Raw genomic sequence first — 22,714 nt, forward strand, 5'->3', positions numbered from 1 at the left:
TGGGGTAAGGCTCCCAGTAGACGACTGGGTTGATAGGCCGGATCTGGAAGCCAGGTAACTGGTGGAGGTGACCGGTACTAATAGGCCGAGGGCTTGTCCTCAGTTGCTCGCGTCCACTGTGTTGGTTCTGAAACCACGAACAACCAAAGTGCCGGTTGTCAGTTTCATAGTGTTTCGGTGGTTATAGCGTTAGGGAAACGCCCGGTTACATTCCGAACCCGGAAGCTAAGCCTTTCAGCGCCGATGGTACTGCAGGGGGGACCCTGTGGGAGAGTAGGACGCCGCCGAACAATTTTTAGGGAAACCCCCGCACCGTTGGTGCGGGGGTTTTCTGCGTTCCGGGACAGATGCAGAGCCAATATCCGGGACGCGCAGTGTCCTCCGAAGAGCCCGGCACGTTATCAGCCCATGACGATGTCCCGTTATAAGTCCTCCGTCGAGCACCCCGGTGTCCTCGCCCTCAAAGAGCACATCGCGGCGGTCCGTACCGAGGTCACCGGTCACCCCCTCTACACGAGCTTCCGCAGCCGCCGGGACGTCGCCGTGTTCATGGAGCACCACGCCTTCGCCGTATGGGACTTCATGTCGTTGCTGAAGAGCCTCCAGCGGCAGCTGACCTGCACCAGCGTGCCGTGGGTGCCCCAGGGGCCGGTGGCCTCCCGTCGGCTGATCAACGAGATCACCCTGGTGGAGGAGAGCGACGAGTCGGGCGAGGGATTCATCTCCCACTTCGAGCTGTACCGGGCCGCGATGGACGACGCCGGCGCCGACCCCGGACCGCTGGACGCCTTCCTCGACCTGATCCGCTCCGGCACCCCCGTCCCCAAGGCCCTCGTGGTCGCGGAATCGCCGCTGCCGGTGCGGGACTTCGTCGGCGCGACCTGGAACGTCATCGAGACCGCCCCGGTGCACGTACAGGCCGCGGTGTTCGCCTTCGGGCGCGAGGATCTGATCCCGGAGATGTTCGAGCAGGTCGTTCGCATCGACGACCGCGACGGGAGCCTCGCCACGTTCAAGAACTACCTCCACCGGCACATCGAGGTCGACGCCGACGAGCACACCCCCATGGCCATGCGCATGCTGGCCGACCTCTGCGGTGACGACGGCCGTAAGTGGGAGGAGTGCACCCACGCGGTGCGCGAGGCGCTGGGCGAGCGGGCCCGGTTCTGGGACGCCATCCTGCGGCGGATCCGCGAAGGAGGCCCGGTCGCCTTCTCGTAGGCTGGGGCCATGCGTTATGACCTGATCATCTTCGACAACGACGGCGTCCTGGTGGACAGCGAGCCGATCTCCAACCGCCACCTGGCGGCCTACCTCACCGAGCTGGGGATCGAGACGTCCTACGAGGACTCCCTGCGCGACTACATGGGCTCGGCGATGCACCGGGTGCACGAGCTCGTCCTGGAGCGCACCGGGCGGCGGCTGCCGGCCGACTTCGACGATGTCTTCCACGCGCGTGTCTTCGCCGCGTTCGAGCGGGAGTTGGGGCCCGTCCCGGGCGCCGCCGAGGTGCTGGAGAAGCTGGCCGCGGACGAGGTGCCGTACTGCGTGGCCTCCTCCGGGAGCCATGAGCGGATCAGGGTGGGGCACCGCACCACCGGGCTCGACCGGTGGTTCCGGCAGGAGCGGGTCTTCAGCTCCCAGGACGTGGGCAAGGGCAAGCCCGCGCCCGACCTCTTCCTGTACGCGGCCGAGCGGATGGGCGTCGCCCCCGAGCGGTGTGCGGTCGTGGAGGACTCCCCGCTGGGCGTCCAGGCGGCCGTGGCGGCCGGGATGGACGTGTACGGCTTCACCGCGATGACCCCGGCCGAGCGGCTCACCGGGGCCACCCAACTCTTCGCGGACATGGGGGAGTTGCCCGACCTGCTGAAATGACCCGCGGTATGACCCGTGCCATCCGCCGGTGCCTGACATCTGTCATGCCGTCGTCCGGACGAACGTTTCTACCGGCGCACCCCCGCCGGACGGGAAGCTGAGGGCATGACGAAGAACACGGGGAACCACAGCCGGAGCACGCAGCAGAACCCGAGCATGCTGGACAACCTCCGGCCGCTCATCATCGACGTGGTCGTGCCCATCGGGGCGTACTACGTCCTCAAGGACGGCCTCGGCGCGAGCACGATCGCGGCGCTCGCCTGGAGCAGTGTGGTGCCGGCGGCGCGCACCGTGTGGGGCCTGGTGCGCGAGCGCCGGGCCAACGCGCTGGCCTGCCTGATCCTGGTGGTCAACCTCGTCTCCCTGCTGGTGAGCACGCTCGCCGGGGATCCGCGGCTGATGCTCGCCAAGGACGGCGCGGTCAGCAGCACCGTCGGCATCGGCATCCTGGTCTCGGTCCGGCTCGGCCGGCCGATGATGACGGCCGCGGTGATGCCCTTCCTGGTGAAGGGCGACGCGGCGATGGAGGCCGCCTGGCGGCGGCTGACCGGCGGCACCTCGGTACGGTCCGGGGAGTTCCGGCAGCGCGAGCGGCTGTTCTCCCTCGTCTGGGGCGTGGCGCTGCTCGCCGAGTACGTCGCCCGGGTCGTCGGCGCCTACACCGTCCCCGTGGACACCATGGTCTGGCTCGGCACCGTCGTCCTGATCGCCACGATGGTGGTCGCCTTCCGGGTCAGCGGGGTGCTGGCCGCGGGCCCGATGGAGCGGCTGCTGGAGGCCGAGGCCGCCGCCGGGGCCGACGCCACCGAAGCTGAAGGAAATTCACCTTTGGCGATGTCTACCCACAAGTAAGCCGGGGCCCTACGCTCGCCGCCATGACTGAACTGCTGCGGCGAGGCAGGGCCTCTTTGGCGTTCGCCTTCTTCGCCCAGGGCGCCGCCTTCGCCCTGCTGGTGACGCGCATCCCCGCCATCCAGGACCGGTACGGCATCTCCGATGCCCTGCTACCGGTCTTTCTGGCTGCCGTGCCGGTGCTCGCGGGCGTCGGCAGCGTCACCACCGAGCAGCTGGTCAAGCGGGTCCGGCCCAGCCGGCTGCTGCGCTGGTCCCAGCCGGTGGTGCTGCTCGCGCTGCTGGCCGCCGGGGCGGGCGGGCAGGGGCAGTTGGCCGCGGTGGCGGTGGCGCTCGGCGTCTTCGGGCTGTCGGTGGGAATGCTGGACGCCTCGATGAACATGCTCGGGGTCAGCCTCCAGCGGTCGTACGGGCGCAGCATCATGCTCAGCTTCCACGCCGCGTACAGCCTGGGCGGCATCGTCGGGGCCTCGCTCGCCTGGGCCGGGGCGCACTGGCAGCTCGCGCTGTGGGTGTCGTACCTGCCGGTGGTGGCGGTCCTGCTCCCGGCGACGCTCGTGGGCAGCCGGTGGTACGTCGACGGGGACGCGGCGGCGCCGGTGGCGCGGGGGAGCGGCGGCGGGGGCGTGGTCTTCCGGCTGCTGCTGCCGCTGTGCCTGGTGATGACCTTCGCGTACATCGGGGACTCGACGGTCTCCAACTGGAGCGCCAAGTACCTGAAGGACGTGCTGGGCAGCTCGGAGCAGCTGGCGACGGTGCCGTACAACGTGTACATGGTGACCACGCTGGTCGGGCGGACCCTGGGGGACTTCGGGGTACGGCGCTTCGGCGCGGTGGCGGTCGTACGGCTCGGAGCGCTGGTGGCGGCCGCCGGGTTCGCGGTGGTGGCGGTGGCGCCCGGGGCGTGGGTGGGGATGCTCGGGTTCACGCTGCTGGGCCTCGGGCTGTGCGTGCTGGTGCCGCAGACCTTCGCGGCGGCGGGACGGCTTTTCCCCGGGGCGTCGGACGCGGCGGTCGCGCGGCTGAACATCTTCAATTACGTCGGTTTCCTGGTCGGATCGCCGCTGGTGGGCGCGGTGGGAGACGCCTGGAGCTATCGCGGGGCGATGCTGCTGCCGATGGTGTTGGTGCTGGTGACGCTCGTGTACGCCAGGTCGTTCGCGACGAGCGGGGGCCGATACGGTGGCGGGCATGAGCGGCCGCGCACAGCTGATGTGGGACGAGGCAGTAACGGGCTATGACTTCGGCTCCGGGCACCCGATGGACCCGGTACGGCTGGCGCTGACCCGGAGGCTGGTCGGTGCCCTGGGAGTCGACCGGGAGCTGGAGGTCGTCGCGGCGAAGCCGGCCGGTGAGTCCACGCTGCGCCTCGTCCACCGGGACGACTACATCGAGGCGGTGAAGGCCGCGTCGGCGGACCCGGCGGGGGCGGACCCGTCGTACGGGCTCGGGACGCTGGACGATCCCGCGTTCGCCGGGATGCACGAGGTGTCCGCGCTGATCGCGGGGCAGTCGGTGGCGGCGGCCGAGGCGGTGTGGCGGGGGGAGGCCCTGCACGCGGTGAACTTCACCGGCGGGCTGCACCACGCGATGCCGGGGGCCGCGTCCGGGTTCTGTGTGTACAACGACGCGGCGCTCGCCATCGCGCGGCTGCTGGAGCTGGGCGTCGAGCGGGTCGCGTACGTGGATGTGGACGTGCACCACGGGGACGGGGTGCAGGCCGCGTTCTGGGAGGACCCGCGGGTGCTGACGGTCTCGGTGCACGAGCATCCCCGTACGTTGTTCCCGCAGTCCGGCTGGCCGCAGGAGACCGGTGCCGGGGCGGGGGAGGGGGCGGCGGTGAACCTGCCGCTGCCGGCCGGGACGGGGGACGCGGGGTGGGTGCGGGCGTTCCACGCGGTGGTGCCCGAGCTGCTCGCGGACTTCCGGCCCCAGGTGCTGGTCTCCCAGCACGGGGCGGACACGCACTTCGAGGATCCGCTCGCGCATCTCGCGGTCTCGCTGGACGCGCAGCGGGCGGTGCAGCTGGCCTGCCATGAGCTGGCGCACGAGTACGCCGACGGGAAGTGGGTCGCGCTGGGCGGCGGCGGTTACGCGGTGGTGGACGTCGTGCCCCGCTCCTGGACGCATCTCGTGGCCATCGCGGCGGGGCGGCCCGTCACCCCGGAGACGGTGATCCCCGAGGGCTGGCGCCAGGAGGTCTACGCCCGCACCCGCGAGCTGGCTCCGCAGCGGATGACGGACGGCCGCTGGCCGGTCTCCTGGACCCCCTGGGAGGGGGGTTACGACCCCGCCGACCGCCTCGACCAGTCCGTCCTGGCGACCCGCCGCGCGGCATTCCCCTTGCGGGGCCTGCTCCCCTAGGGAGGTCCCGGGAACCCCCCCCGGGGCCTCTTACGCCAACCGTGGGCAAATCCCCCGGTATTTCCCTTACCGGGCACGCCGATGCGCCACCATCGCAAGCGTGTTGACCTACCTGTCCGCCGCCCGGCTGGCCGGGGTCGTCGAGACCCCCCGGGAGCGGAGTCTGCGGAGGTACCGTCAGTTCGCGGCCCGCGATCCCCGGGTGCTGCTCGGGATCGACCCGCAAGGGACGTGGGGCGAGCCGGAGTTGCTGGGGCTGATGGCGCGCAGGTGCGGTGTTTCGGCCGATCCTCGGCACCGTTCGGGGCCGGATGTGATCGATCCGGCGCGGACGCTCGCCGGGCTGGACGCCTTCGCGGAACGACTCGCGGCGGCCGCGCGGCGTCACGCACCGGTGCTGTTCGGCACCGGGCACCCCCGCTCGCTGCTGGGTTTCTACGCCGCCCTCGCGGACGCCCTCTCGGCGGCGGGATGTGAGGTCCTCACCCCCGCGGGGGGTCGCTGTGTCGACATATTGACCCAGTTCGGTCTACGTACGCATCGCATCGACTACGTACGACGCGTCGCGTTGGTGCGGGAAACCGAGGGCGGGCGCCCCGGTTGTGAGCCTGGCGCGCACTGCCATTCGCCGCTGCCGGTCAGGGTCGTCCTCCAGGCCGCCGCGGCCGCCGGCGGCCCGCTGCCCGAGCTGGTCGTCGGCGATCACGGCTGGCTCTGCGGCGCAGGTCAGCTGGGGTTCGAGGCGATCGGCCCGGCCGACTCCGACGATCCCGCGCCGTTCGTCGGGCAGGCGGAGGGCGCCGTGCGGGTCGTCGTACCCCTGGACGACGGAGTCCGGTCTAGTCACTACCTGCCACTCACCCGCTACGTGCTCAAACGCGCATGTCTGTCACAGTAGGCCGCCGATGGGTGCACCTCTTCCCCACTCGCATCACCCGCCCCTAGTCTGGGGAGTGAGCACGCAACGACGAAGAGTCACCGGAAGGGGAAGCCGGTGGCCGTCGAGTGCGGAAGGTTCAGGTGTGTCATGGCTGCAGCTGGCGAGAGGCCTCTGAACGAGGTTCAGTTCCTGACCGTGGCGGAGGTCGCCACGGTGATGCGAGTGTCGAAGATGACCGTGTACCGCCTGGTGCACAGCGGTCATCTGCCCGCGATCCGGGTGGGGCGGTCCTTCCGCGTCCCCGAGCAAGCGGTCCACGAGTACCTCCGCGACAGCTATGTGGGGGTGGAGACGGCCTGACGATCCCCTCCGGGGGATCCCCCGGAGACCCTCGATTACGACCTCAGCGCTCGGTTGGGTAGGCTAGCCCCTCGTAGGTCGTGTGGGCCCATGGCGCCCAAACAACCGAGTGATGAGAAGTGAGCGAGGGTAGTCGTGGGCTCTGTTATCAAGAAGCGGCGCAAGCGGATGGCCAAGAAGAAGCACCGCAAGCTGCTCAAGCGCACGCGCGTTCAGCGCCGCAACAAGAAGTAAGCGGCGACGCGAGAGCGTGTTCTGTGGCCCCCCATCGACAATGATGGGGGGCCACAGATGTATCCCCGGTGACCCGGTGGCGATCCGGCCGACTCCGGCCGGGGAATTTCCGTCACCTCGCGCAGCGGGCGGTCATCACAGCGCGACACCCACCCGCTAGGTTGGCCCCCACGGGGAACGCGGAACGTGCGTAACGCGGAAGGAAGGCGCTGATCTTGGGCAAGGTCGTGCTCGTCACCGGGGTCGCCCGGCAGCTGGGCGGCCGGTTCGTGCGGCGGATCCAGCGGGACCCGGAGGTCGAGCGGGTGATCGCGGTGGACGCGGTGCCGCCCGCGCACCAGCTGGGCGGGGCCGACTTCGTCCAGGCCGACATCCGGCAGCCGACCATAGCCAGAGTGCTCGCCGAGACCGGCGCCGACACCGTCGTACACCTCGATGTCACGGGCACCGCGCTGGGCGGCGGCAACCGCGCCACGGTCAAGGAGACCAACGTCATCGGCACCATGCAGCTGCTCGGCGCCTGCCAGAAGTCACCGGCGGTGCGGCGGCTGGTGATCAAGTCCAGCACCAATGTGTACGGCTCCGCGCCGCGCGATCCCGCCGTGTTCACGGAGACCACCCCGGCCAAGTCGCTGCCCAGCGGCGGGTTCGCGAAGGACACCGTCGAGGTCGAGGGATATGTGCGCGGGTTCGCCCGGCGGCGGCCCGATGTGGCCGTGTGCGTGCTGCGGTTCGCCAACATCCTCGGGCCGTCCGCAGACACCCCGCTCGCCTCGTACTTCGCGCTGCCGGTGCTGCCGACCGTGTTCGGCTACGACCCGCGGTTGCAGTTCGTGCACGAGGACGACGTGGTGGAGGTGCTGCGGCTCGCCTCGCACGAGCCGCGCCGGGGCACCCTCAACAGCGGCACGTTCAACATCGCCGGGGACGGGGTGCTGCTGCTCTCGCAGTGCTCCCGGCGGCTCGGGCGGCCCACCGTGCCCCTGCTGCTGCCCGCGGTCACCTGGGCCGGCTCCCTGGTCCGTACGCTGGGTATGACGGACTTCTCACCGGAGCAGTTCAGGCTGCTGACCCATGGGCGGGTCGTGGACACCGTCCAGATGCGCGAGACGCTGGGGTTCACGCCCCGCTTTACGACGGCGGAGGCGTTCGCGGACTTCGCCCGGGGCCAGGGCGCGGGGCTGCTGCCGCCGGAGGCCGTCGCGGGAGCCGTCGACCGGATCGCCGCGCTCGCCCTGCCGGGCGGCGGCCGGACCACGACGCAGAGCGCCGACCGAGGAGCGCGGTAACGATGGCGGACGCCAAGGTCATTCCCTTCGACGACGACCGGTCCCGGGGAAGCGGGAGCGGCGGTGGCCCCCAGCGGTCCGGGAGACGGCGGGGCGCGGGCGGCCGACGCGGTGGCCGCGGCGACGCCGGGGCCGGTGAGCTGGGTGAGGTGCAGCGGCTGCCGGGGCGGGAGCCGACGGCGCAGGACGGCCCGGCGGGCGAGGACGAGCGGCCGGTGGACCGGCCCGTACCCGCTGACGAGGGCGGTCTGGAGCGGCGGGTCGCGGCCGGACTGTCGTTCCTGCGGCGCAGGCTGACCGGGGACTACGAGGTCGACGACTTCGGGTACGACGCGGAGCTGACCGACCAGGTCCTGATGTCGCTGCTGCGCCCGGTGTACGAGAAGTACTTCAGGGTCGAGGTCAAGGGCGTCGAGAACATCCCGGACAAGGGCGGGGCGCTGATCGTCGCCAACCACTCCGGGACGCTGCCGCTGGACGGGCTGATGATGCAGGTCGCGGTGCACGACCACCATCCGGCCGACCGGCATCTGCGGCTGCTCGCGGCGGACCTGGTGTTCGTGCTGCCGGTGGTCAACGAGCTGGCGCGCAAGCTCGGGCACACCCTGGCGTGCGCGGAGGACGCGGAACGGCTGCTGGAGCAGGGCGAGCTGGTGGGGGTGATGCCCGAGGGGTTCAAGGGCATCGGGAAGCCCTTCAGTGAGCGGTACAAGCTCCAGCGGTTCGGGCGGGGCGGGTTCGTGTCGACGGCGATGCGGCAGGGGGTGCCGATCATTCCGTGCTCGATCGTCGGGGCGGAGGAGATCTATCCGATGATCGGCAACGCGAAGACGGTCGCGCGGGTGCTGGGCATCCCGTACTTCCCGCTGACCCCGACGTTCCCCTGGCTCGGGCCGCTGGGCGCGGTGCCGCTGCCGACGAAGTGGACGATCCAGTTCGGCGAGCCGATCCCGACGGACGGGTATCCGCCGGAGGCGGCCGAGGATCCGATGCTGATGTTCAACCTCACCGACCAGGTGCGGGAGCAGATCCAGCACACCCTGTACAAGCTGCTGGTGCAGCGGCGGTCGGTCTTCTTCTAGCCCGGGTTGCGACTTCCAGCCCGGGCTACGACTTCTGGCCTGCCGTACGACTTCTCGCCCGCGGCACGACGACGAGGGCGCCCCCGCTCGGGTGGGGGCGCCCTCGCTGTCGTACGTCCCTAGTTCGCCTGGTCGTTGTCGATCCCCAGGCCCGGGAGGAGGCCCGGGAGGAGCGGGGGGAGGGTGACGTCGGGGGCGGTGGCCGGGGGTTTGGTGGTGGGCGGGGTGCTGCTGTCGCCGCTGGACTTCGGCGGGTCGAGCAGGCCGCCGGTGCTGCCGCCGAGCAGCCCGTCGTCGGTGCTCTCGCTGGCCGAGCCGGTCGGGTGCTCGCTGGTGGTGTGACCGGCGGACGGGGCGCTGTGGCGCGGCGTGGTCGAGCGGTGGGTGCCGGGGGACGCCGAGCCGGAGCCCCGGTGCCTGCCGTCGCCGCCCTGGGAGGACTGCTGCGGCAGCAGGGACTGCAGCGGGGCGACTTCCTGGTCTATGGCGTCGAACACCGACGACACCTGCTGTTTGACGTCTCCGAGCTGCACCGGCAGCTTGTCGCTCAGCGCGCTCCATGCCTCGCGGTGGGACCGCGAGAACGTGGACAGCGCCTGGATCGGGCCCAGCTGGTCCGGATCGGCCTCGTAGGCCGCGTGCAGCAGCCGGTGGCCCTCGGTGACGTCGTGCTGCATCCCGGACAGGGTGCGGCGGATCTCGCCGATGGACTCATGGTCGAGATGGCCGCCGCGGCCGCGCTCCATCAGCCGGCGGGCCTCGCCGAGCCGGGTGGACGCCTGGTCGAGGTAGACCTGGCCGCGCTGGTCCTCGCCGTTGCTCAGATAGTCGAGCTTGAAGTCCTCGATGCCGCGTTTCAGTCCGTACAGCGAGTCGCCGGGCAGGGCGTGGGAGCTGGCGGCGGCGACCCCGCCGAAGGCCCCCGCGGCCACGCCCACGCTGAGTCCGCCGGCCGCGAGGCCCTTGGTCAGCCTGGACCGCGGCCGGAGTTTGCCCAGCGGGCTCGCCCGGTGCGTGCCCTTGCCCTTGCGCTGACCCGGTACGGTCGGCTCCGCCGCCCCGGTCCCCTCCTGGAGCATGGCCTCCATCGCGGCCACCAGCTGTGCGCGCTGGACGACCTTGACGTCGGGGTCGAGCTGCGGCCTGGGCAGCGCGCCGAGTCCGTCCGCGAGGGCCAGCAGACGGCCCCGCTCGGTCAGTTCCTCGGTGGTCGGCGGGGAACCCGCCGGTTCGTCGGACTGCTCGGCCGCCGTGTCCCGGTCGGGCTGCTCCTCCAGGGCCTGGGCGAAGGCGTTCGCCCGCCGGTGCGCCGATACGTTCGCGATCACTGGCGGCACCTCCTCTCGTCATGACGGTCGACTCCCCAGGGGGTCCTGAGGGTTGCACGCCCCCGGCCACTCCACCCGATCGAGCGATGGGCTGGCCGGGAGGTGACCACAGGGAGCCTGTATCCCGCACAACGACTGGCGCGGCACTTGGGTTACGGACTCCGATTGATCCGTGCGGAAAGTCAACGCGCCTTTACGGAAGGTGAGTTGGCGATCGCCCGCAGTGGCGGGCCGGGGGCGGGTGCTTTCAGCGGGCGTCGTCCGGCAGCAGCCGGGCGAGGGTGCGCACGGCGCGGTACTGGAGGGTCTTGATCGCGCCCTCGTTCTTGCCCATCACCCGGGCGGTCTCCGCGACCGAGAGGCCCTGGAGGAAGCGGAGCGTCACGCACTCCTGCTGCTGCGGGTTGAGGCGTCGTACGGCGTCCAGGAGCGCGGCGTTCGACAGGGACTCCAGGACGGAGTCCTCCGGCGAGCGCTCGACCTCGTTGGCGTCCAGCATCTCGCCGGTGGTGACCTCAAGCCGGAAGCGGCTGGACTTGAAGTGGTCGGCGACGAGATTGCGGGCGATCGTCACCAGCCAGGCGCCGAAGTCGCGGCCCTGCCAGGTGAAGGTGCCGATCCGGCGCAGGGCGCGCAGAAAGGTCTCGCTGGTCAGGTCCTCGGCGGTGGCGCGGCCGCCCACCCGGTAGTAGATGTACCGGTAGACGGTGTCGCTGTACTGGTCGTACAACCGGCCGAAGGCCTCGGCCTCGCCCGCCTGGGCGCGTTCGACCAGATCCATCATCCGGGCGCTGTCGCTGTCGGCGGCCGGACGGCGGGCGGTGGTGGCGCCGCCGCCGGCCCCCGCGGGGCGGCCGCGTCTGGCGATGGCGGCGCCGCCGTCGGCCAGTGCGTAGCACGGGCCCGTGGGCGCGGCGATGGCGAAGGCGGGGACGGCGAGCGCGGTGGGGACGAGGCCGCGCAGCAGCGTCTCTTTGACCGTTGCGACAGTTGCGCGCAGCGTAGCCAGGCCCGAGGCGTCAACCCCGACGTGTGGGTACACGGGACTCCCAGAGGCAGAGCTTTCATCACGTGCAGTGCGGAACCGTTCACCCGTCGTAGCGACGGAGGGGTACCGGTTTGCGTCTGAGGAGAATAACGCTTCGTGCAGGCCCTGCTACACCGAGTTGCTCAAATCACCGATTGCGTCGCATCTGTAACCGATTGTTGCCCTATTCCGTTCCGCAACCTGATCACTTCTTGACCGAAAAAGGGCGTGTTTCGGCGAACTCCAGGACATCTTGAAATGGCCGCGGCATAATTCCGGGCGCGTGGAGGGCCGCCGAGAGGCGCCCGCCTTCTACGGCGAGACCCCCGTCAGGCCAGGCCCTATCGGCGTCGGCGACTCAAAGCGATCGCCGCCGCGGTGCCACCGGCCACCGCGCCGACGCCCGCCGCCGCCGGGATCCCCACCTTCGCCGCCTTGCGCCCGGTGCGGTAGTCCCGAAGCCGCCAGTCCTTCTCCCGCGCGTGCTTGCGCAGCTTCGCGTCCGGGTTGATGGCGTACGGGTGGCCGACGAGGGACAGCATCGGGATGTCGTTGTGGCTGTCGCTGTACGCCGCGCAGCGGGCGAGGTCCAGCCCCTCCGCAGAGGCCAGCGCGCGCACCGCCTCCGCCTTGGCGGGTCCGTGCAGCGGCTCGCCGACCAGTCGGCCGGTGTAGATGCCGTCCACCGACTCCGCGACCGTCCCGAGCGCCCCGGTCAGGCCCAGCCGGCGCGCGATCACCGTGGCGATCTCCACCGGCGCCGCCGTGACCAGCCACACCTTCTGCCCGGCGTCCAGGTGCGCCTGGGCGAGCGCGCGGGTGCCCGGCCAGATCCGGTCGGCCATGTACTCGTCGTAGATCTCCTCGCCGATGGTCTGGAGCTCGACGACGCGATGGCCCTTGACGATGGACAGCGCCGAGTCGCGGGCGTCCTGCATGTGCTCGGGGTCCTCGACCCCGGCCAGCCGGAACCACGCCTGCTGCCAGGCGAAGCGTGCCAGGTCGCGGGTCTCGAAGAACTTCCGCTTGTACAGGCCGCGCCCGAAGTGGAAGATCGCGGCGCCCTGCATCACGGTGTTGTCGAGGTCGAAGAAGGCGGCCGCGCTGGTGTCGCCGATCACCGGGAAAGCCGGTTCCTCCGCGTCGGTCCGCGCGGTCTCCTGTGCCTCCTCCGAGGACTTGCGGGCGGCCTCCGCAGAAGCCTCGCCTGCCAACACGCTCCGCGCCGTGGCGGAGCGCCTACGGGGAGTGAGCCATCCGAGAGCGGCCATGTCGTGAGCATAGCCAGTCGGTTCGGTGCTTCCGGAAGCGGAAGGTTCGAAGGGCGTGAACTCTGGGTGAGGCGAGGGTTAAACCGGGTGCGCCGGAGTCGCGCGCGAGAATGGCCGGTATGAGTCCACTCTTCCGACGCGGCGGCGACAAGAACGCGAAGACCGAGCCCGGCGAGCGGCTGGTCACCCTGATCCGCAAGCCCGGCTGCCATCTGTGCGACGACGCGCAGGCCGTGATCGAGAAGGTCTGCGGGGAACTCGGGGTGCCCTGGGACCGGAAGGACATCAGCGAGGACAAGGCGCTGTACGACCAGTACTGGGAGCAGATCCCCGTCGTGCTGGTCGACGGTGAACAGCACACCTTCTGGCGCGTGAACGCCGATCGACTCCGCAAGGCACTGACCGAGTAGTCCAACTGGTCCCGAAAGTCGCTTAGGATCTACGGGCGGTTTGGTCTCGGGGGCGGGATTCGTGAGGAGCGTGTGCGGTTTTGCCCCCAGTAACGAAGGCACGCCGGTGTGTGGCCGCCGGTTCCCGCCAACGGCGCGAAAGGCGCGTGACCCCGGTCACTTCTGCCGGGCAAATCGGACACCATCTTTGTGCACGCGTTCACAAAGACATAGCCTGCTGTCGACGGGGCGGTCTGGGGACGTATGACCGCCCGCAGCCCCGCTCTACCATCAGGAGCACCGTGGCAACTGGCCGAACACACCGACCGGCGACCCGCAGCCGAGGGATTCCCGAGGCCACCGTCGCCAGGCTTCCGCTGTACCTCCGAGCCCTGACCGCGCTGTCCGAGCGCTCGGTACCCACGGTCTCCTCCGAGGAGCTGGCCGCGGCCGCGGGGGTCAACTCCGCCAAGCTGCGCAAGGACTTCTCCTACCTGGGCTCCTACGGAACGCGCGGTGTCGGCTACGACGTGGAGTATCTCGTCTACCAGATCTCCCGCGAACTCGGCCTCACCCAGGACTGGCCGGTTGTCATCGTCGGTATCGGTAACCTCGGCGCCGCCCTCGCCAACTACGGCGGGTTCGCCTCCCGCGGCTTCCGCGTGGCCGCGCTGATAGACGCGGACCCGGGCCTGACCGGCAAGCCGGTCGCGGGCATCCCGGTGCAGCACACCGACGACCTCGAGAAGATCATCAAGGACGACCGGGTCTCCATCGGCGTCATCGCCACCCCGGCCGGCGCCGCCCAGCAGGTCTGCGACCGGCTCGTGGCCGCCGGGGTCACCTCCATCCTGAACTTCGCGCCGACCGTGCTGTCCGTGCCGGACGGCGTCGACGTGCGCAAGGTCGACCTGTCGATCGAACTCCAGATCCTCGCCTTCCACGAGCAGCGCAAGTCCGGCGAGGAGAGCCCGGCCGGCGACGGTGGCAAGGCCGCCGCCGTCACCCCCCGCGACGACGCCGACCAGGGACCCGACGGGGACGTACCCGCCGTGATGCCCGCATGAGCCTCCTCGTCGTCGGACTGAGCCACCGCAGCGCCCCGGTCAGCGTGCTGGAGCGGGCGGCGCTGAACGCGGACGCCCAGACCAAGCTGCTGCACGACACGGTCGCCGCCGAGCCCGCCACCGAGGCCGCGGTGCTCGCCACCTGCAACCGCATCGAGCTGTACGCCGACGTGGACAAGTTCCACGCGGGTGTCGCCGAGCTGTCCACGCTGCTCGCCCAGCACAGCGGCGTCGGCCTGGAGGAACTGACCCCCTACCTGTACGTCCACTACGAGGACCGGGCCGTCCACCACCTCTTCTCGCTGGCCTGCGGCCTGGACTCGATGGTCGTCGGCGAGGGCCAGATCCTCGGCCAGATCAAGGACTCCCTGGCCCGCGCCCAGGACCTGCACACCGCGGGCAAGCTGCTGAACGACCTGTTCCAGCAGGCCCTGCGGGTGGGCAAGCGCGCCCACTCCGAGACCGGCATCGACCGCGCGGGCCAGTCCCTGGTCACCTTCGGCCTGGAGCAGCTGACCGCGGGCGGCGACGTCCGGCGCTGGGCAGCCGGCCGCCGGGCGCTGGTGATCGGCGCCGGTTCGATGTCCTCGCTGGCCGCCGCCACGCTCGCGCGGGCCGGGGTCGCCGAGATCGTCGTGGCCAACCGCACCTTCGACCGTGCCGAGCGCCTCGTCGAGATCCTTCATGAGGCCGACGACAACGCGGTGACCGCCCGTGCGGTACGGATGAACGCCGTGCCGGACGAGCTGACACGTGCCGACGTCGTCGTCTCCTGTACCGGGGCGACCGGCCTGGTGCTCACGGCGGAGTCGGTCGCGCAGGCCGTCGAGGGCCGCACCGGGCAGCCGGTCGTCGCCGAACCCGCCGAACCCGCCGCCCCGGCCGTGCGGCCCGAGGCCCCGGGGCCCGCCGCCGACGAGAACTGCCCCCTGGACCTGGCCGCGGCGCAGCCCGGCTTCTCCGTCCTGGGCGAGGCCGCCGTGGCCGGCATGGACGCGGCCACGCTGGAGCAGCACGCGACCTGGGCGGCCGGGGGCAACACACGTCCGGCGGGTGGTCGTACCACCGAGTCCGCCGAGGTGGACGCCGAGCTGATCACCGCGCTCGCCGCGACCGCCGCCACCGTGGGCCGGATCCCCGAGCGGCGCCGCCCCGAGCCGGTCGCCGAGCGTCCCGCGCCCGTCGTCTTCCTCCTCGACCTGGCCATGCCGCGCGACATCGACGCCGCCGTGCACCGCCTCGCCGGGGTGCGCCTGGTGGACATCGAGTCGCTCGCCGAGGCCTCCGCCGACGCGCCGATGGCGGCCGACGTGGACCAGGTGCGGCGTATCGTCTCCGACGAGGTCGCGGCCTTCGGGGCGGCCATGCGGGCGGCGCACATCACGCCGACCGTGGTCGCGCTGCGCACCATGGCCGCGGATGTCGTCGCCGCCGAGATCGCGCGGCTGCACGGCCGCCTGCCCGACCTGGACGACCGCCAGCGCGGCGAGATCCGCCAGGCCGTGCACCGGGTCGTCGACAAGCTGCTGCACGCGCCGACCGTGCGGGTCAAGCAGCTCGCGGCCGAGCCCGGCGGCACCGGGTACGCGGACGCGCTGCGCACCTTGTTCGACCTCGACCCCGAGACGGTCGCCTCCGTCTCCCGGGCCGAGGACAGCACAGAAACGAAGGACCGACCGGCATGAGTGACAAGGCACTGCGACTGGGAACCAGGCGGAGCAAGCTCGCCATGGCCCAGTCCGGTCAGGTGGCGGAGGCCGTCCGCCGGGTGACCGGGCGACCGGTCGAGCTGGTCGAGATCACGACGTACGGCGACACCTCCCGCGAGCACCTCGCGCAGATCGGCGGCACCGGCGTGTTCGTCACGGCGCTGCGCGACGCGCTGGTGCGCGGCGAGGTCGACTTCGCCGTTCACTCGCTCAAGGACCTCCCCACGGCCGAGCCCGAGGACCTGGTCCTGGCCGCCCTGCCGGTGCGCGAGGACCCGCGGGACGTGCTCGTCGCGCGCGACGAGCTGAAGTTCACCGACCTGCCGCGCGGCGCCCGCATAGGCACCGGCTCCCCGCGCCGCATGGCCCAGCTGAACGCGTACGCCCGCGCCCACGGACTGGACATAGAGACGGTCCCGATCCGCGGCAACGTGGACACCCGCATCCGGTACGTCCGCGACGGCGAGCTGGACGCGGTCGTCCTGGCCGCCGCCGGACTCCGCCGGATCGGCCGCATCGAAGAGGTGACCGACTTCCTGTCGGTCGACACGGTTCTGCCCGCCCCCGGCCAGGGGGCCCTGGCGATCGAGTGCGCCGCCCAGCGCGCGGACCTGATCGCGGCGCTCGGCGAGCTCGACGACCCGTTCACGCGGGCCGCCGTGACCGCCGAACGGTCACTGCTCGCCGCCCTGGAGGCCGGTTGCAGCGCACCTGTGGGTGCGTTGGCCGACTTGTTGGAGGGCGGGCAGTTTGTCAAGGAAATGCGCCTGCGCGCCGTCGTCGGGACCACCGACGGCACCCGCATGGTGCAGTTGTCCACCACCGGTCCCGTGCCCCAGACGCACGAGGGTGCGCTGGCACTCGGCGGCGAACTCGCCACCGAGATGCTCGCCCAGGGCGCGGCCGGTCTGATGGGGGAGCGAGCACATTGAGCCCCACCGCCCTTCCTGCCGCCGGTCCGGAACACGGGCACGTCACCTTCCTCGGTGCCGGACCCGGGGATCCGGGACTGCTGACTCTGCGCGCCGTGGAGGCACTGTCGAACGCGGACGTCCTGATCGCCGAGCCCGAGGTGCTCGATGTGATCCGGACGCACGCGCGGCAGGGCGTCTCCGTCGTGCACACCGACGGGAACCTCTCCACGTCGCCACCGGGCACGCCGCAGCTCACGGTCGTTGACGGCACGTCAACAACCGCCGCTGCCCCGTCTCCTGCCCGGGATGCCGCTCATCTTGTCATGGAGGCCGCACGGGGCGGCAGGCGGGTCGTGCGTGCCGTCTCGGGTGACCCCGGGCTCGACACGGACGCCGCCGAGGAGATGCTCGTCTGCGCCGCCGCCGGGGTGCCCTTCGAGGTCGTGCCCGGCGTGGCGGCCGCGGTCGGTGTCCCGGCGTACGCCGGTGTGCCGCTGCGGGACGCGGACGGCGCGGACGTCCGGTTCGTGGACGCCCGTACCGCCTCCGACCGCTGCTGGACCGAGGTCGGCGCCTCCGACGGCACGGTGGTCGTCTCCACGACCCTGGACGCGGTGGCCGCCGCGGCGGGCGAGCTGGTCTCGGCCGGCCGCAAGCCGGACACCCCGCTGACGGTCACCGTCGCCGGTACGACGACGCGCCAGCGCACCTGGTCCGCGACGCTCGGCACCATCGCGCAGACGCTGAAGCAGGCGAAGGTGCTGCCCTCGCCGGACGGCGGCCGCCCGGTGATAGCCGTGGTCGGCGAGCGTTCCGCCGCCGCCCGGCGCGACCAGCTGTCGTGGTTCGAGTCCAAGCCGCTGTTCGGCTGGAAGGTGCTCGTGCCGCGCACGAAGGAACAGTCGGCGGCGCTCTCCGAGCAGCTGCGCTCCTACGGCGCGGTGCCGCACGAGGTCCCCACCATCGCGGTGGAGCCGCCGCGTACGCCCCAGCAGATGGAGCGCGCGGTCAAGGGCCTGGTCACCGGCCGCTACGAGTGGATCGCCTTCACGTCGGTCAACGCGGTGAAGGCGGTGCGGGAGAAGTTCGAGGAGTACGGCCTCGACGCCCGGGCTTTCGCGGGTATCAAGGTGGCCGCGGTCGGCGAGCAGACGGCTCGCGCGCTGATCGCCTTCGGCGTGAAGCCGGACCTGGTCCCGAGCGGCGAGCAGTCGGCCGCCGGTCTCCTTGAGGACTGGCCCCCCTACGACCCGGTCTTCGACCCGATCGACCGCGTCTTCCTCCCCCGCGCCGACATCGCCACGGAGACCCTGGTGGCCGGTCTGATCGAGCTGGGCTGGGAGGTCGACGACGTCACCGCCTACCGCACGGTCCGCGCCTCGCCCCCGCCGGCCGACACCCGCGAGGCGATCAAGGGCGGCGGCTTCGACGCGGTCCTGTTCACCTCGTCCTCCACGGTCCGCAACCTGGTCGGCATCGCGGGCAAGCCGCACAACGTGACGGTGATCGCCTGCATCGGTCCCGCGACGGCGAAGACGGCCGAGGAACACGGCCTCCGCGTCGACGTCATGGCCCCGGAGCCCTCGGTCGCGAAACTGGCCGAGGCCCTGGCCGACTTCGGCGCGAAGCGCCGGGACGCGGCGCTGGAATCTGGCGACCCGGTGACCCGCCCGAGCGAGCGGCGGCCGGGGGCGCGGCGGCGTCGTTCGACGACCTGATCCCCGTACGGACCCCTGCGTCCCGCACCACAGCGCGTGGTGCGGGACGCTTGGCGTTTCCGGGGCTGATGGGGGCTACCGGGGGGCCAGGAGTCCGCCCCGCTCGACGGCCGCACGCAGGACGGAGCGAATCTCCGGGGGCATGAGGTTGGCGGCGTCGATCGCGGCGGCGGTGAGCGGGATCTCCTGGAGGATGTACTCGCCCCGGCCCTCCTCGCTGAACTCGGGGCCGGTGCGGTCCTCGAAGTTCCACTTCTCGATCGTGGCGAGGTAGAAGTCCTGGCGCTCGTCGTCATCCTCCAGCGTGTGAAGGAGGCCGAGGATCTCGGCGTTGCCCGCGATCTCCTCGCGGACCTCCCGCAGCAGGGCCGCTTCGGGACTGGCGTCGCTCGGCTCGACCCCGCCGCCGACGATCACCGAGTACGGGGCGACGCCGGGGCGGACGCGCCGGATCAGCAGCATGGTGCGGCTCGGGGTGAGGAGGACGGCTCGGACGCGGTGTCGCACGGTGGCCTGCTTTCTGTCTGTGTCGGCGGGTCAGTGGAGAAGCCAGCCACCGTCGACGTGCAACGACTGGCCGGTGATGAAGGACGCGCTGGGCCCGGCGAGGAAGACCGTGGCGGCGGCGACGTCCTCGGGGCGGCCCCGGCGTCGGACGCACTGGCGGCTGATCTGGTCCTCGGGCCGGGTTCGGTGGCGGGCGGGCAGGTGGTTCTCCGCCTCGACCTGGATCGCCCCGGGCAGCACCGTGTTCACGCAGATCCCGGCCGGGCCGAGTTCCCTGGCCAGAGACCTGGTGAAGCCGATCAGGCCGGCCTTGGCGGTGCTGTACGCGGTCAGGCCTGGCCGACCGGCCCGCGCGTTGACGCTGCCGATGTTGATGACGCGGCCCCAGCGGCGGGCGACCATGCCGGGGGTGATCGCGTGGCAGGTGCGGTAGTGGATGGTGAGGTTGGAATCGATGGCGCGGGCCCACTCCTCCTCGCCGAGCCGGTCCCACGGGGTGCGAGGGTAGGCGCCCGCGTTGTTCACGAGGATGTCGATCGGGCCGAGTTCGGATTCGACCTGGCTGGTCAGTGCGGCGACCGCGCCGGGATCGGTGAGGTCGGCGTTGACCTCGATCCCGGCGCGCCCCTCGCGGCGGACGTCGCCGAGAACGGCGCGGGCCTGGGGGACGCGGGCGAGGTGGTTGACGGCGATGCCTGCCCCGGCGGCGGCCAGGGCCCGGCTGATCGCGGCGCCGATCCCGGTGGCACCGCCGGTGACCAGGGCCACCCGGCCTTGGAGCGGGAGGACGGTGATCGGCAGGTCGAGGGGCACGAGTGCGGTCATCATCGTTCCTCATCGTCAGGTCGGCGGCTGGGTGCGGGTGAATGTCTCGCCGACGGCCTCGGGGTGCCGGGCCTCGGCGAGCTTGGCCAGCAGCAGGAGAAGGTCGTCGCCGGTGAGCCGGTCGGGCGGGATCACGCCGAGGATTCGCAGCGTCAGGAAGTGGCGCAGCTCGGCGAGGAAACGGACTGCGTCCAGACCGGCGGCCACCGCGAGATCGGAACGGGCACGCTCCAGCAGGCGGGTGATCGCCGCTCGGCGGCCGGGGCCCGCGGGCCAGGTGTAGCGCACTTCGAGTCGCCGGTGCCGCTCGTCGTACTCGACGTGTTCGAGGTGAGGGGCGGCGACCTGCGGCAGGTGCAGCGGCAGCGTGCGGGCGTACACCTCGGGCTGGTAGCGCGGGACCAGCCAGCCGCCCATGCCCAGCAAGTACCAGAGCAGGACGGCGATCTCCCCGGCGATCGTGTTGCGTCCGGCGTACTCGAAGTCGAGCCAGCACAACGGGTCGGCGATGTTCGGCTCGGTGGGGTCGCCCTGGGTGATGGCGGTGGTGAAGGTGTGATCCGGGCTGAGGCCGTCGCGGGTCTCTGTCACCGCGGCGGGCAGGTCGAGCCGCAGGGGGATGCCGTTGACGACGAAGAGGTGGCCGGTGAGGGCGAGCACCGGTAGCGGTCGGCCGGTGACCGCGGCGGGGACGGCGAGGCGACCGGACAGGCACCAGGCGTCGATCCGACCGCCGGGGCGGATCCGGTCGAGGTGGAGGCCGGGCACGCAGGCCGTCAGCGGCGCGGTCCGGCCGTCGGCGGCGACGGCGGTCAGCCAGCTGTCGCAGACGGCGTCGATCAGCGCGGTCACCCGGGGTACGACGTCCGGCTCGCGATCGGCGGTGGCGATGACGTCGCCCAGAAGCATGCCGCACCGGCCCCCGGCCAGCACGTCCTCGTAGGAGACGACATGCCGCCCCTCGGTGGTGGAGCGGCCCAGCAGGCGGGGCACCGGCAGGACGCGGGAGACGGCCCGCCAGCCCGTCACCTCGGCGTCGGCGGCCACGGGATCGAGGAACTTGCGGAAGGCCGGCGGCGCGGCGGCGGGGGCGCTCATCGGGCCGGGGCCGGGTGGGCGACGGTGGACAGCCAGTGTCCGAGGACGAGGTCGGCCAGCTCGATCGCCTTCGCCCGGCTGTGACGGGCCTGGCGCGGCAGACAGGTGTCGGCCGCCGGATCACGGGCGAGGAAGACGGCGAGGGCATCGTCGTCGGCGGCGCACTCGACGTCCTCGAAGCGGAGCATGACCTTGGCCAGCAGAGCGGTGATCTTGAAGAGGGCCCGGAGGTCGGGGGCGCTCTTGAGGAGCTGGCGGCGGATCTCGATGGCGGCCTGCACACCGGCTCTGACACTGGCCGTCACGTCCGTGGCCAGGTCCGGGACGGGCAGCGTCAGTCCGGGACGGCACCACAGCGGCACCAGGGCGCCGGAACCGATCAGCCTCAGGACGTGCAGCAGACGCGAGGTGACCGCCGCGGCGCGGCATTCGTCCCGGGTCAGGACGGTCAGGCCGAGCTTGACACCGCCGAGTCCGGTTTCGAGAGCGCCGAGAGCCTGGCGGAGCCCGCCGATGCCGTCCTGTTCGGCGATCACGAACACGTCCAGATCGGACCAGCCGTGCTGGTACTTGCCCCGCGCCCCGCTGCCCGTGACCGCCAGCAGGTCGATCACGGGCGGCTGCCGGACGGTGGTGCGGTCCAGCAGCTCGGACAGGTACGACTCCAGGTGCACCGGGAGCCCCAGCGTGTTGACCGGCACGCAGACCGGCTCCCGCAGCGGCCACCGGTCGGCCAGGGCGATGGCGTCGAGCCGCCGCTCCAGGCGGAGCCGGTTGCCGTTGTTGTCGATCACCTCGTGGGCGAGTCCGGCGATCCGGTCGGCACCGCGCGCGGCCTTCACCGTGTCGCGCTCGGACACGTCGCCGGGGCCTGCGGTGCCGCGCTCGCCCCGGGCCTCGGGGGTGGCGTCGAGGTACGCGACGATCAGTTGGTCGCCGAGCATCCGCCGCAGCTCGGCGGCCATGTCGTACTCGTGCAAGGACTCGATGGTCACCCGGTCCAGGAAGTGGTGGGCCGCGCAGAACCGGTCAAGGGCGTCGACCAGCAGTTCCGCCCGGACCACGGCAGGGATCTCGTACGGATCGGCGACTCCGGCCCGGCGGGCGGCGTCCTCCAGCAGGTACCCGATCTTGAGGCGGGCGTGTCCGTGCCGCTCCCGCAGGTACTCGCCGGCCGTGCTCTTGCCGCTCTCCGACAGGCCGCCCAACGCGATCACCTGGACGCCGGAGAGGGCACGCGGCGGCATGTGCGGGCTCAGCGGGTGCAAGAGGCGGCGGATCTCGTCCTGGACCGCGAGCACCCCGCGCTCGCCGACCACGACGGTGTGGGCCCAGCGGCCTTCGTGGACCAGACGGTGCGTCTGGAGATGCAGGTGGCGCTGGTAGTCCACGTAGGCAGGGGTGACGTGCCGCTCGTGGGAGAGCCCCCGGGCGGTACCGGTCACCGGGTCCTCGTCGTGCAGGAGCACGATGCCGTGCTCGGCGGCCTCGGCCGTTCGCAGTTCATCGGCGTAGGGCTCCAGCAGTGTGCGGCCCCGGTCGGCGGCCTCGTCCGGGGTGAGCCGTTCGCGTACGGCGACGGTGGCCGCGAGTGAGGCTTCCAGCATCGGGATGCCCCGGTACATCAGCCGCACGGGCTCGTCGGTCAGTCGGCGGGAGCGTTCCAGGTAGGAGCCGGCCAGCACATCGGCGACCTCCTCGATGGGGCCGCGTTCGAACCACCAGGCGCCCATGCCCATGGCCTTGATGCTGTCCCAGCGCGGGTCGTAGGAGTCCAGCGGCCCGGTGGCGCGGGCGGCGGGGCCCAGGCGGCGGGCCAGGATGCCGATCTGCTTGGTCTTGCCGACGTTGTCGGGACCGCTCAACGCGATCGTGACGGGGCGGACCGGCATGGTGGTGTTCTCGGAAACGAGCGACACGGTGTT

At 71.6% G+C, this 22,714-nt stretch carries 22 protein-coding genes and 2 rRNA genes; 17 read left to right on the forward strand and 7 right to left on the reverse strand.

Annotated features, from left to right (window positions below; genetic code table 11):
- The 12 genes from ACLF5H_RS12795 to ACLF5H_RS12850 form a co-directional block, all read left to right on the forward strand.
- Positions 1–101, forward strand: a 23S ribosomal RNA gene (locus tag ACLF5H_RS12795); the annotation flags it as partial.
- A gap of 72 nt (positions 102–173) precedes the next feature.
- Positions 174–290: ribosomal RNA gene (gene rrf / locus ACLF5H_RS12800) — 5S ribosomal RNA — on the forward strand.
- A gap of 118 nt (positions 291–408) precedes the next feature.
- Positions 409–1,221, forward strand: coding sequence for a DUF3050 domain-containing protein (locus tag ACLF5H_RS12805; RefSeq protein ID WP_421676185.1), 813 nt, complete (start codon positions 409–411; stop codon positions 1,219–1,221).
- A 9-nt stretch (positions 1,222–1,230) separates the two neighbouring features.
- Entirely contained in the window at positions 1,231–1,875 is a 645-nt protein-coding gene (locus ACLF5H_RS12810) for an HAD family hydrolase (RefSeq protein ID WP_421676186.1), read from the forward strand.
- A 105-nt stretch (positions 1,876–1,980) separates the two neighbouring features.
- Positions 1,981–2,727, forward strand: coding sequence for a VC0807 family protein (locus ACLF5H_RS12815; protein WP_421676187.1), 747 nt, complete (start codon positions 1,981–1,983; stop codon positions 2,725–2,727).
- Between the two features lie 23 nt (positions 2,728–2,750).
- A complete protein-coding gene (locus ACLF5H_RS12820) occupies positions 2,751–3,968 on the forward strand; it encodes an MFS transporter (protein WP_421676188.1) in 1,218 nt (405 codons plus the stop codon).
- Positions 3,919–5,091 carry an acetoin utilization protein AcuC gene (locus tag ACLF5H_RS12825; protein ID WP_421676189.1) on the forward strand — a complete coding sequence of 391 codons (1,173 nt, stop codon included), beginning with the start codon at positions 3,919–3,921 and terminating at the stop codon, positions 5,089–5,091. The genes ACLF5H_RS12820 and ACLF5H_RS12825 overlap by 50 nt, the downstream gene beginning before the upstream one ends.
- Positions 5,092–5,182: 91 nt before the next feature.
- On the forward strand, positions 5,183–5,989 hold the full coding sequence (locus ACLF5H_RS12830; RefSeq protein WP_421676330.1) for a phosphatase: 807 nt from the start codon (positions 5,183–5,185) through the stop codon (positions 5,987–5,989).
- Between the two features lie 129 nt (positions 5,990–6,118).
- Entirely contained in the window at positions 6,119–6,331 is a 213-nt protein-coding gene (locus ACLF5H_RS12835; protein ID WP_046417307.1) for a helix-turn-helix domain-containing protein, read from the forward strand.
- A gap of 135 nt (positions 6,332–6,466) precedes the next feature.
- Positions 6,467–6,565, forward strand: a complete 99-nt coding sequence (locus ACLF5H_RS12840) for a 30S ribosomal protein bS22 (protein ID WP_003948845.1) — start codon at positions 6,467–6,469, stop codon at positions 6,563–6,565.
- A gap of 215 nt (positions 6,566–6,780) precedes the next feature.
- Positions 6,781–7,854, forward strand: coding sequence for an NAD-dependent epimerase/dehydratase family protein (locus tag ACLF5H_RS12845; RefSeq protein WP_421676190.1), 1,074 nt, complete (start codon positions 6,781–6,783; stop codon positions 7,852–7,854).
- A gap of 2 nt (positions 7,855–7,856) precedes the next feature.
- A complete protein-coding gene (locus ACLF5H_RS12850) occupies positions 7,857–8,936 on the forward strand; it encodes a lysophospholipid acyltransferase family protein (protein ID WP_421676191.1) in 1,080 nt (359 codons plus the stop codon).
- Positions 8,937–9,055: 119 nt separating this feature from the next.
- On the opposite strand, the gene ACLF5H_RS12855 is transcribed toward ACLF5H_RS12850, so the two are convergent.
- The 3 genes from ACLF5H_RS12855 to ACLF5H_RS12865 form a co-directional block, all read right to left on the reverse strand.
- Positions 9,056–10,264 (reverse strand): DUF5667 domain-containing protein, encoded by a 1,209-nt coding sequence (locus tag ACLF5H_RS12855; RefSeq protein WP_421676192.1) that lies wholly within the window; start codon positions 10,262–10,264, stop codon positions 9,056–9,058.
- Positions 10,265–10,511: 247 nt separating this feature from the next.
- Positions 10,512–11,306 carry an ECF subfamily RNA polymerase sigma factor, BldN family gene (locus ACLF5H_RS12860; RefSeq protein ID WP_421676193.1) on the reverse strand — a complete coding sequence of 265 codons (795 nt, stop codon included), beginning with the start codon at positions 11,304–11,306 and terminating at the stop codon, positions 10,512–10,514.
- A 326-nt stretch (positions 11,307–11,632) separates the two neighbouring features.
- Positions 11,633–12,562, reverse strand: coding sequence for an HAD family hydrolase (locus ACLF5H_RS12865; protein WP_078967753.1), 930 nt, complete (start codon positions 12,560–12,562; stop codon positions 11,633–11,635).
- A gap of 110 nt (positions 12,563–12,672) precedes the next feature.
- Here ACLF5H_RS12865 and ACLF5H_RS12870 point away from each other — a divergent pair, with 110 nt between their 5' ends.
- The 5 genes from ACLF5H_RS12870 to ACLF5H_RS12890 all read left to right on the forward strand — a co-directional run bounded on the left by ACLF5H_RS12870 (position 12,673) and on the right by ACLF5H_RS12890 (position 18,359).
- Positions 12,673–12,972, forward strand: a complete 300-nt coding sequence (locus tag ACLF5H_RS12870; RefSeq protein WP_421676194.1) for a glutaredoxin family protein — start codon at positions 12,673–12,675, stop codon at positions 12,970–12,972.
- Between the two features lie 281 nt (positions 12,973–13,253).
- Complete coding sequence (locus ACLF5H_RS12875; RefSeq protein WP_421676195.1) at positions 13,254–14,018, forward strand: redox-sensing transcriptional repressor Rex; 765 nt, start codon at positions 13,254–13,256, stop codon at positions 14,016–14,018.
- Positions 14,015–15,703 carry a glutamyl-tRNA reductase gene (locus ACLF5H_RS12880; protein ID WP_421676196.1) on the forward strand — a complete coding sequence of 563 codons (1,689 nt, stop codon included), beginning with the start codon at positions 14,015–14,017 and terminating at the stop codon, positions 15,701–15,703. Before ACLF5H_RS12875 ends, ACLF5H_RS12880 begins: the two co-directional genes overlap by 4 nt.
- Positions 15,700–16,659 (forward strand): hydroxymethylbilane synthase, encoded by a 960-nt coding sequence (gene hemC, locus ACLF5H_RS12885; RefSeq protein WP_421676197.1) that lies wholly within the window; start codon positions 15,700–15,702, stop codon positions 16,657–16,659. The genes ACLF5H_RS12880 and hemC overlap by 4 nt, the downstream gene beginning before the upstream one ends.
- Positions 16,656–18,359 (forward strand): uroporphyrinogen-III synthase, encoded by a 1,704-nt coding sequence (locus tag ACLF5H_RS12890; RefSeq protein ID WP_421676198.1) that lies wholly within the window; start codon positions 16,656–16,658, stop codon positions 18,357–18,359. The genes hemC and ACLF5H_RS12890 overlap by 4 nt, the downstream gene beginning before the upstream one ends.
- A 75-nt stretch (positions 18,360–18,434) precedes the next feature.
- On the opposite strand, the gene ACLF5H_RS12895 is transcribed toward ACLF5H_RS12890, so the two are convergent.
- From ACLF5H_RS12895 to ACLF5H_RS12910, 4 genes are read right to left on the reverse strand one after another with little or no spacing between them, the layout of a single operon-like run.
- Positions 18,435–18,866: an NUDIX hydrolase gene (locus ACLF5H_RS12895; RefSeq protein WP_421676199.1), complete on the reverse strand. Its 432-nt coding sequence runs from the start codon at positions 18,864–18,866 to the stop codon at positions 18,435–18,437.
- Positions 18,867–18,896: 30 nt separating this feature from the next.
- A complete protein-coding gene (locus tag ACLF5H_RS12900; RefSeq protein WP_421676200.1) occupies positions 18,897–19,691 on the reverse strand; it encodes an SDR family NAD(P)-dependent oxidoreductase in 795 nt (264 codons plus the stop codon).
- 15 nt (positions 19,692–19,706) lie between these two features.
- On the reverse strand, positions 19,707–20,789 hold the full coding sequence (locus ACLF5H_RS12905) for a hypothetical protein (protein ID WP_421676201.1): 1,083 nt from the start codon (positions 20,787–20,789) through the stop codon (positions 19,707–19,709).
- Positions 20,786–22,708 (reverse strand): nucleotidyltransferase domain-containing protein, encoded by a 1,923-nt coding sequence (locus ACLF5H_RS12910; protein ID WP_421676202.1) that lies wholly within the window; start codon positions 22,706–22,708, stop codon positions 20,786–20,788. Before ACLF5H_RS12910 ends, ACLF5H_RS12905 begins: the two co-directional genes overlap by 4 nt.
- Positions 22,709–22,714: the final 6 nt, after the last annotated feature.

The organism is Streptomyces sp. LaBMicrA B280 (genome assembly GCF_049222185.1).
Classification (GTDB): Bacteria; Actinomycetota; Actinomycetes; order Streptomycetales; family Streptomycetaceae; genus Streptomyces; species Streptomyces murinus.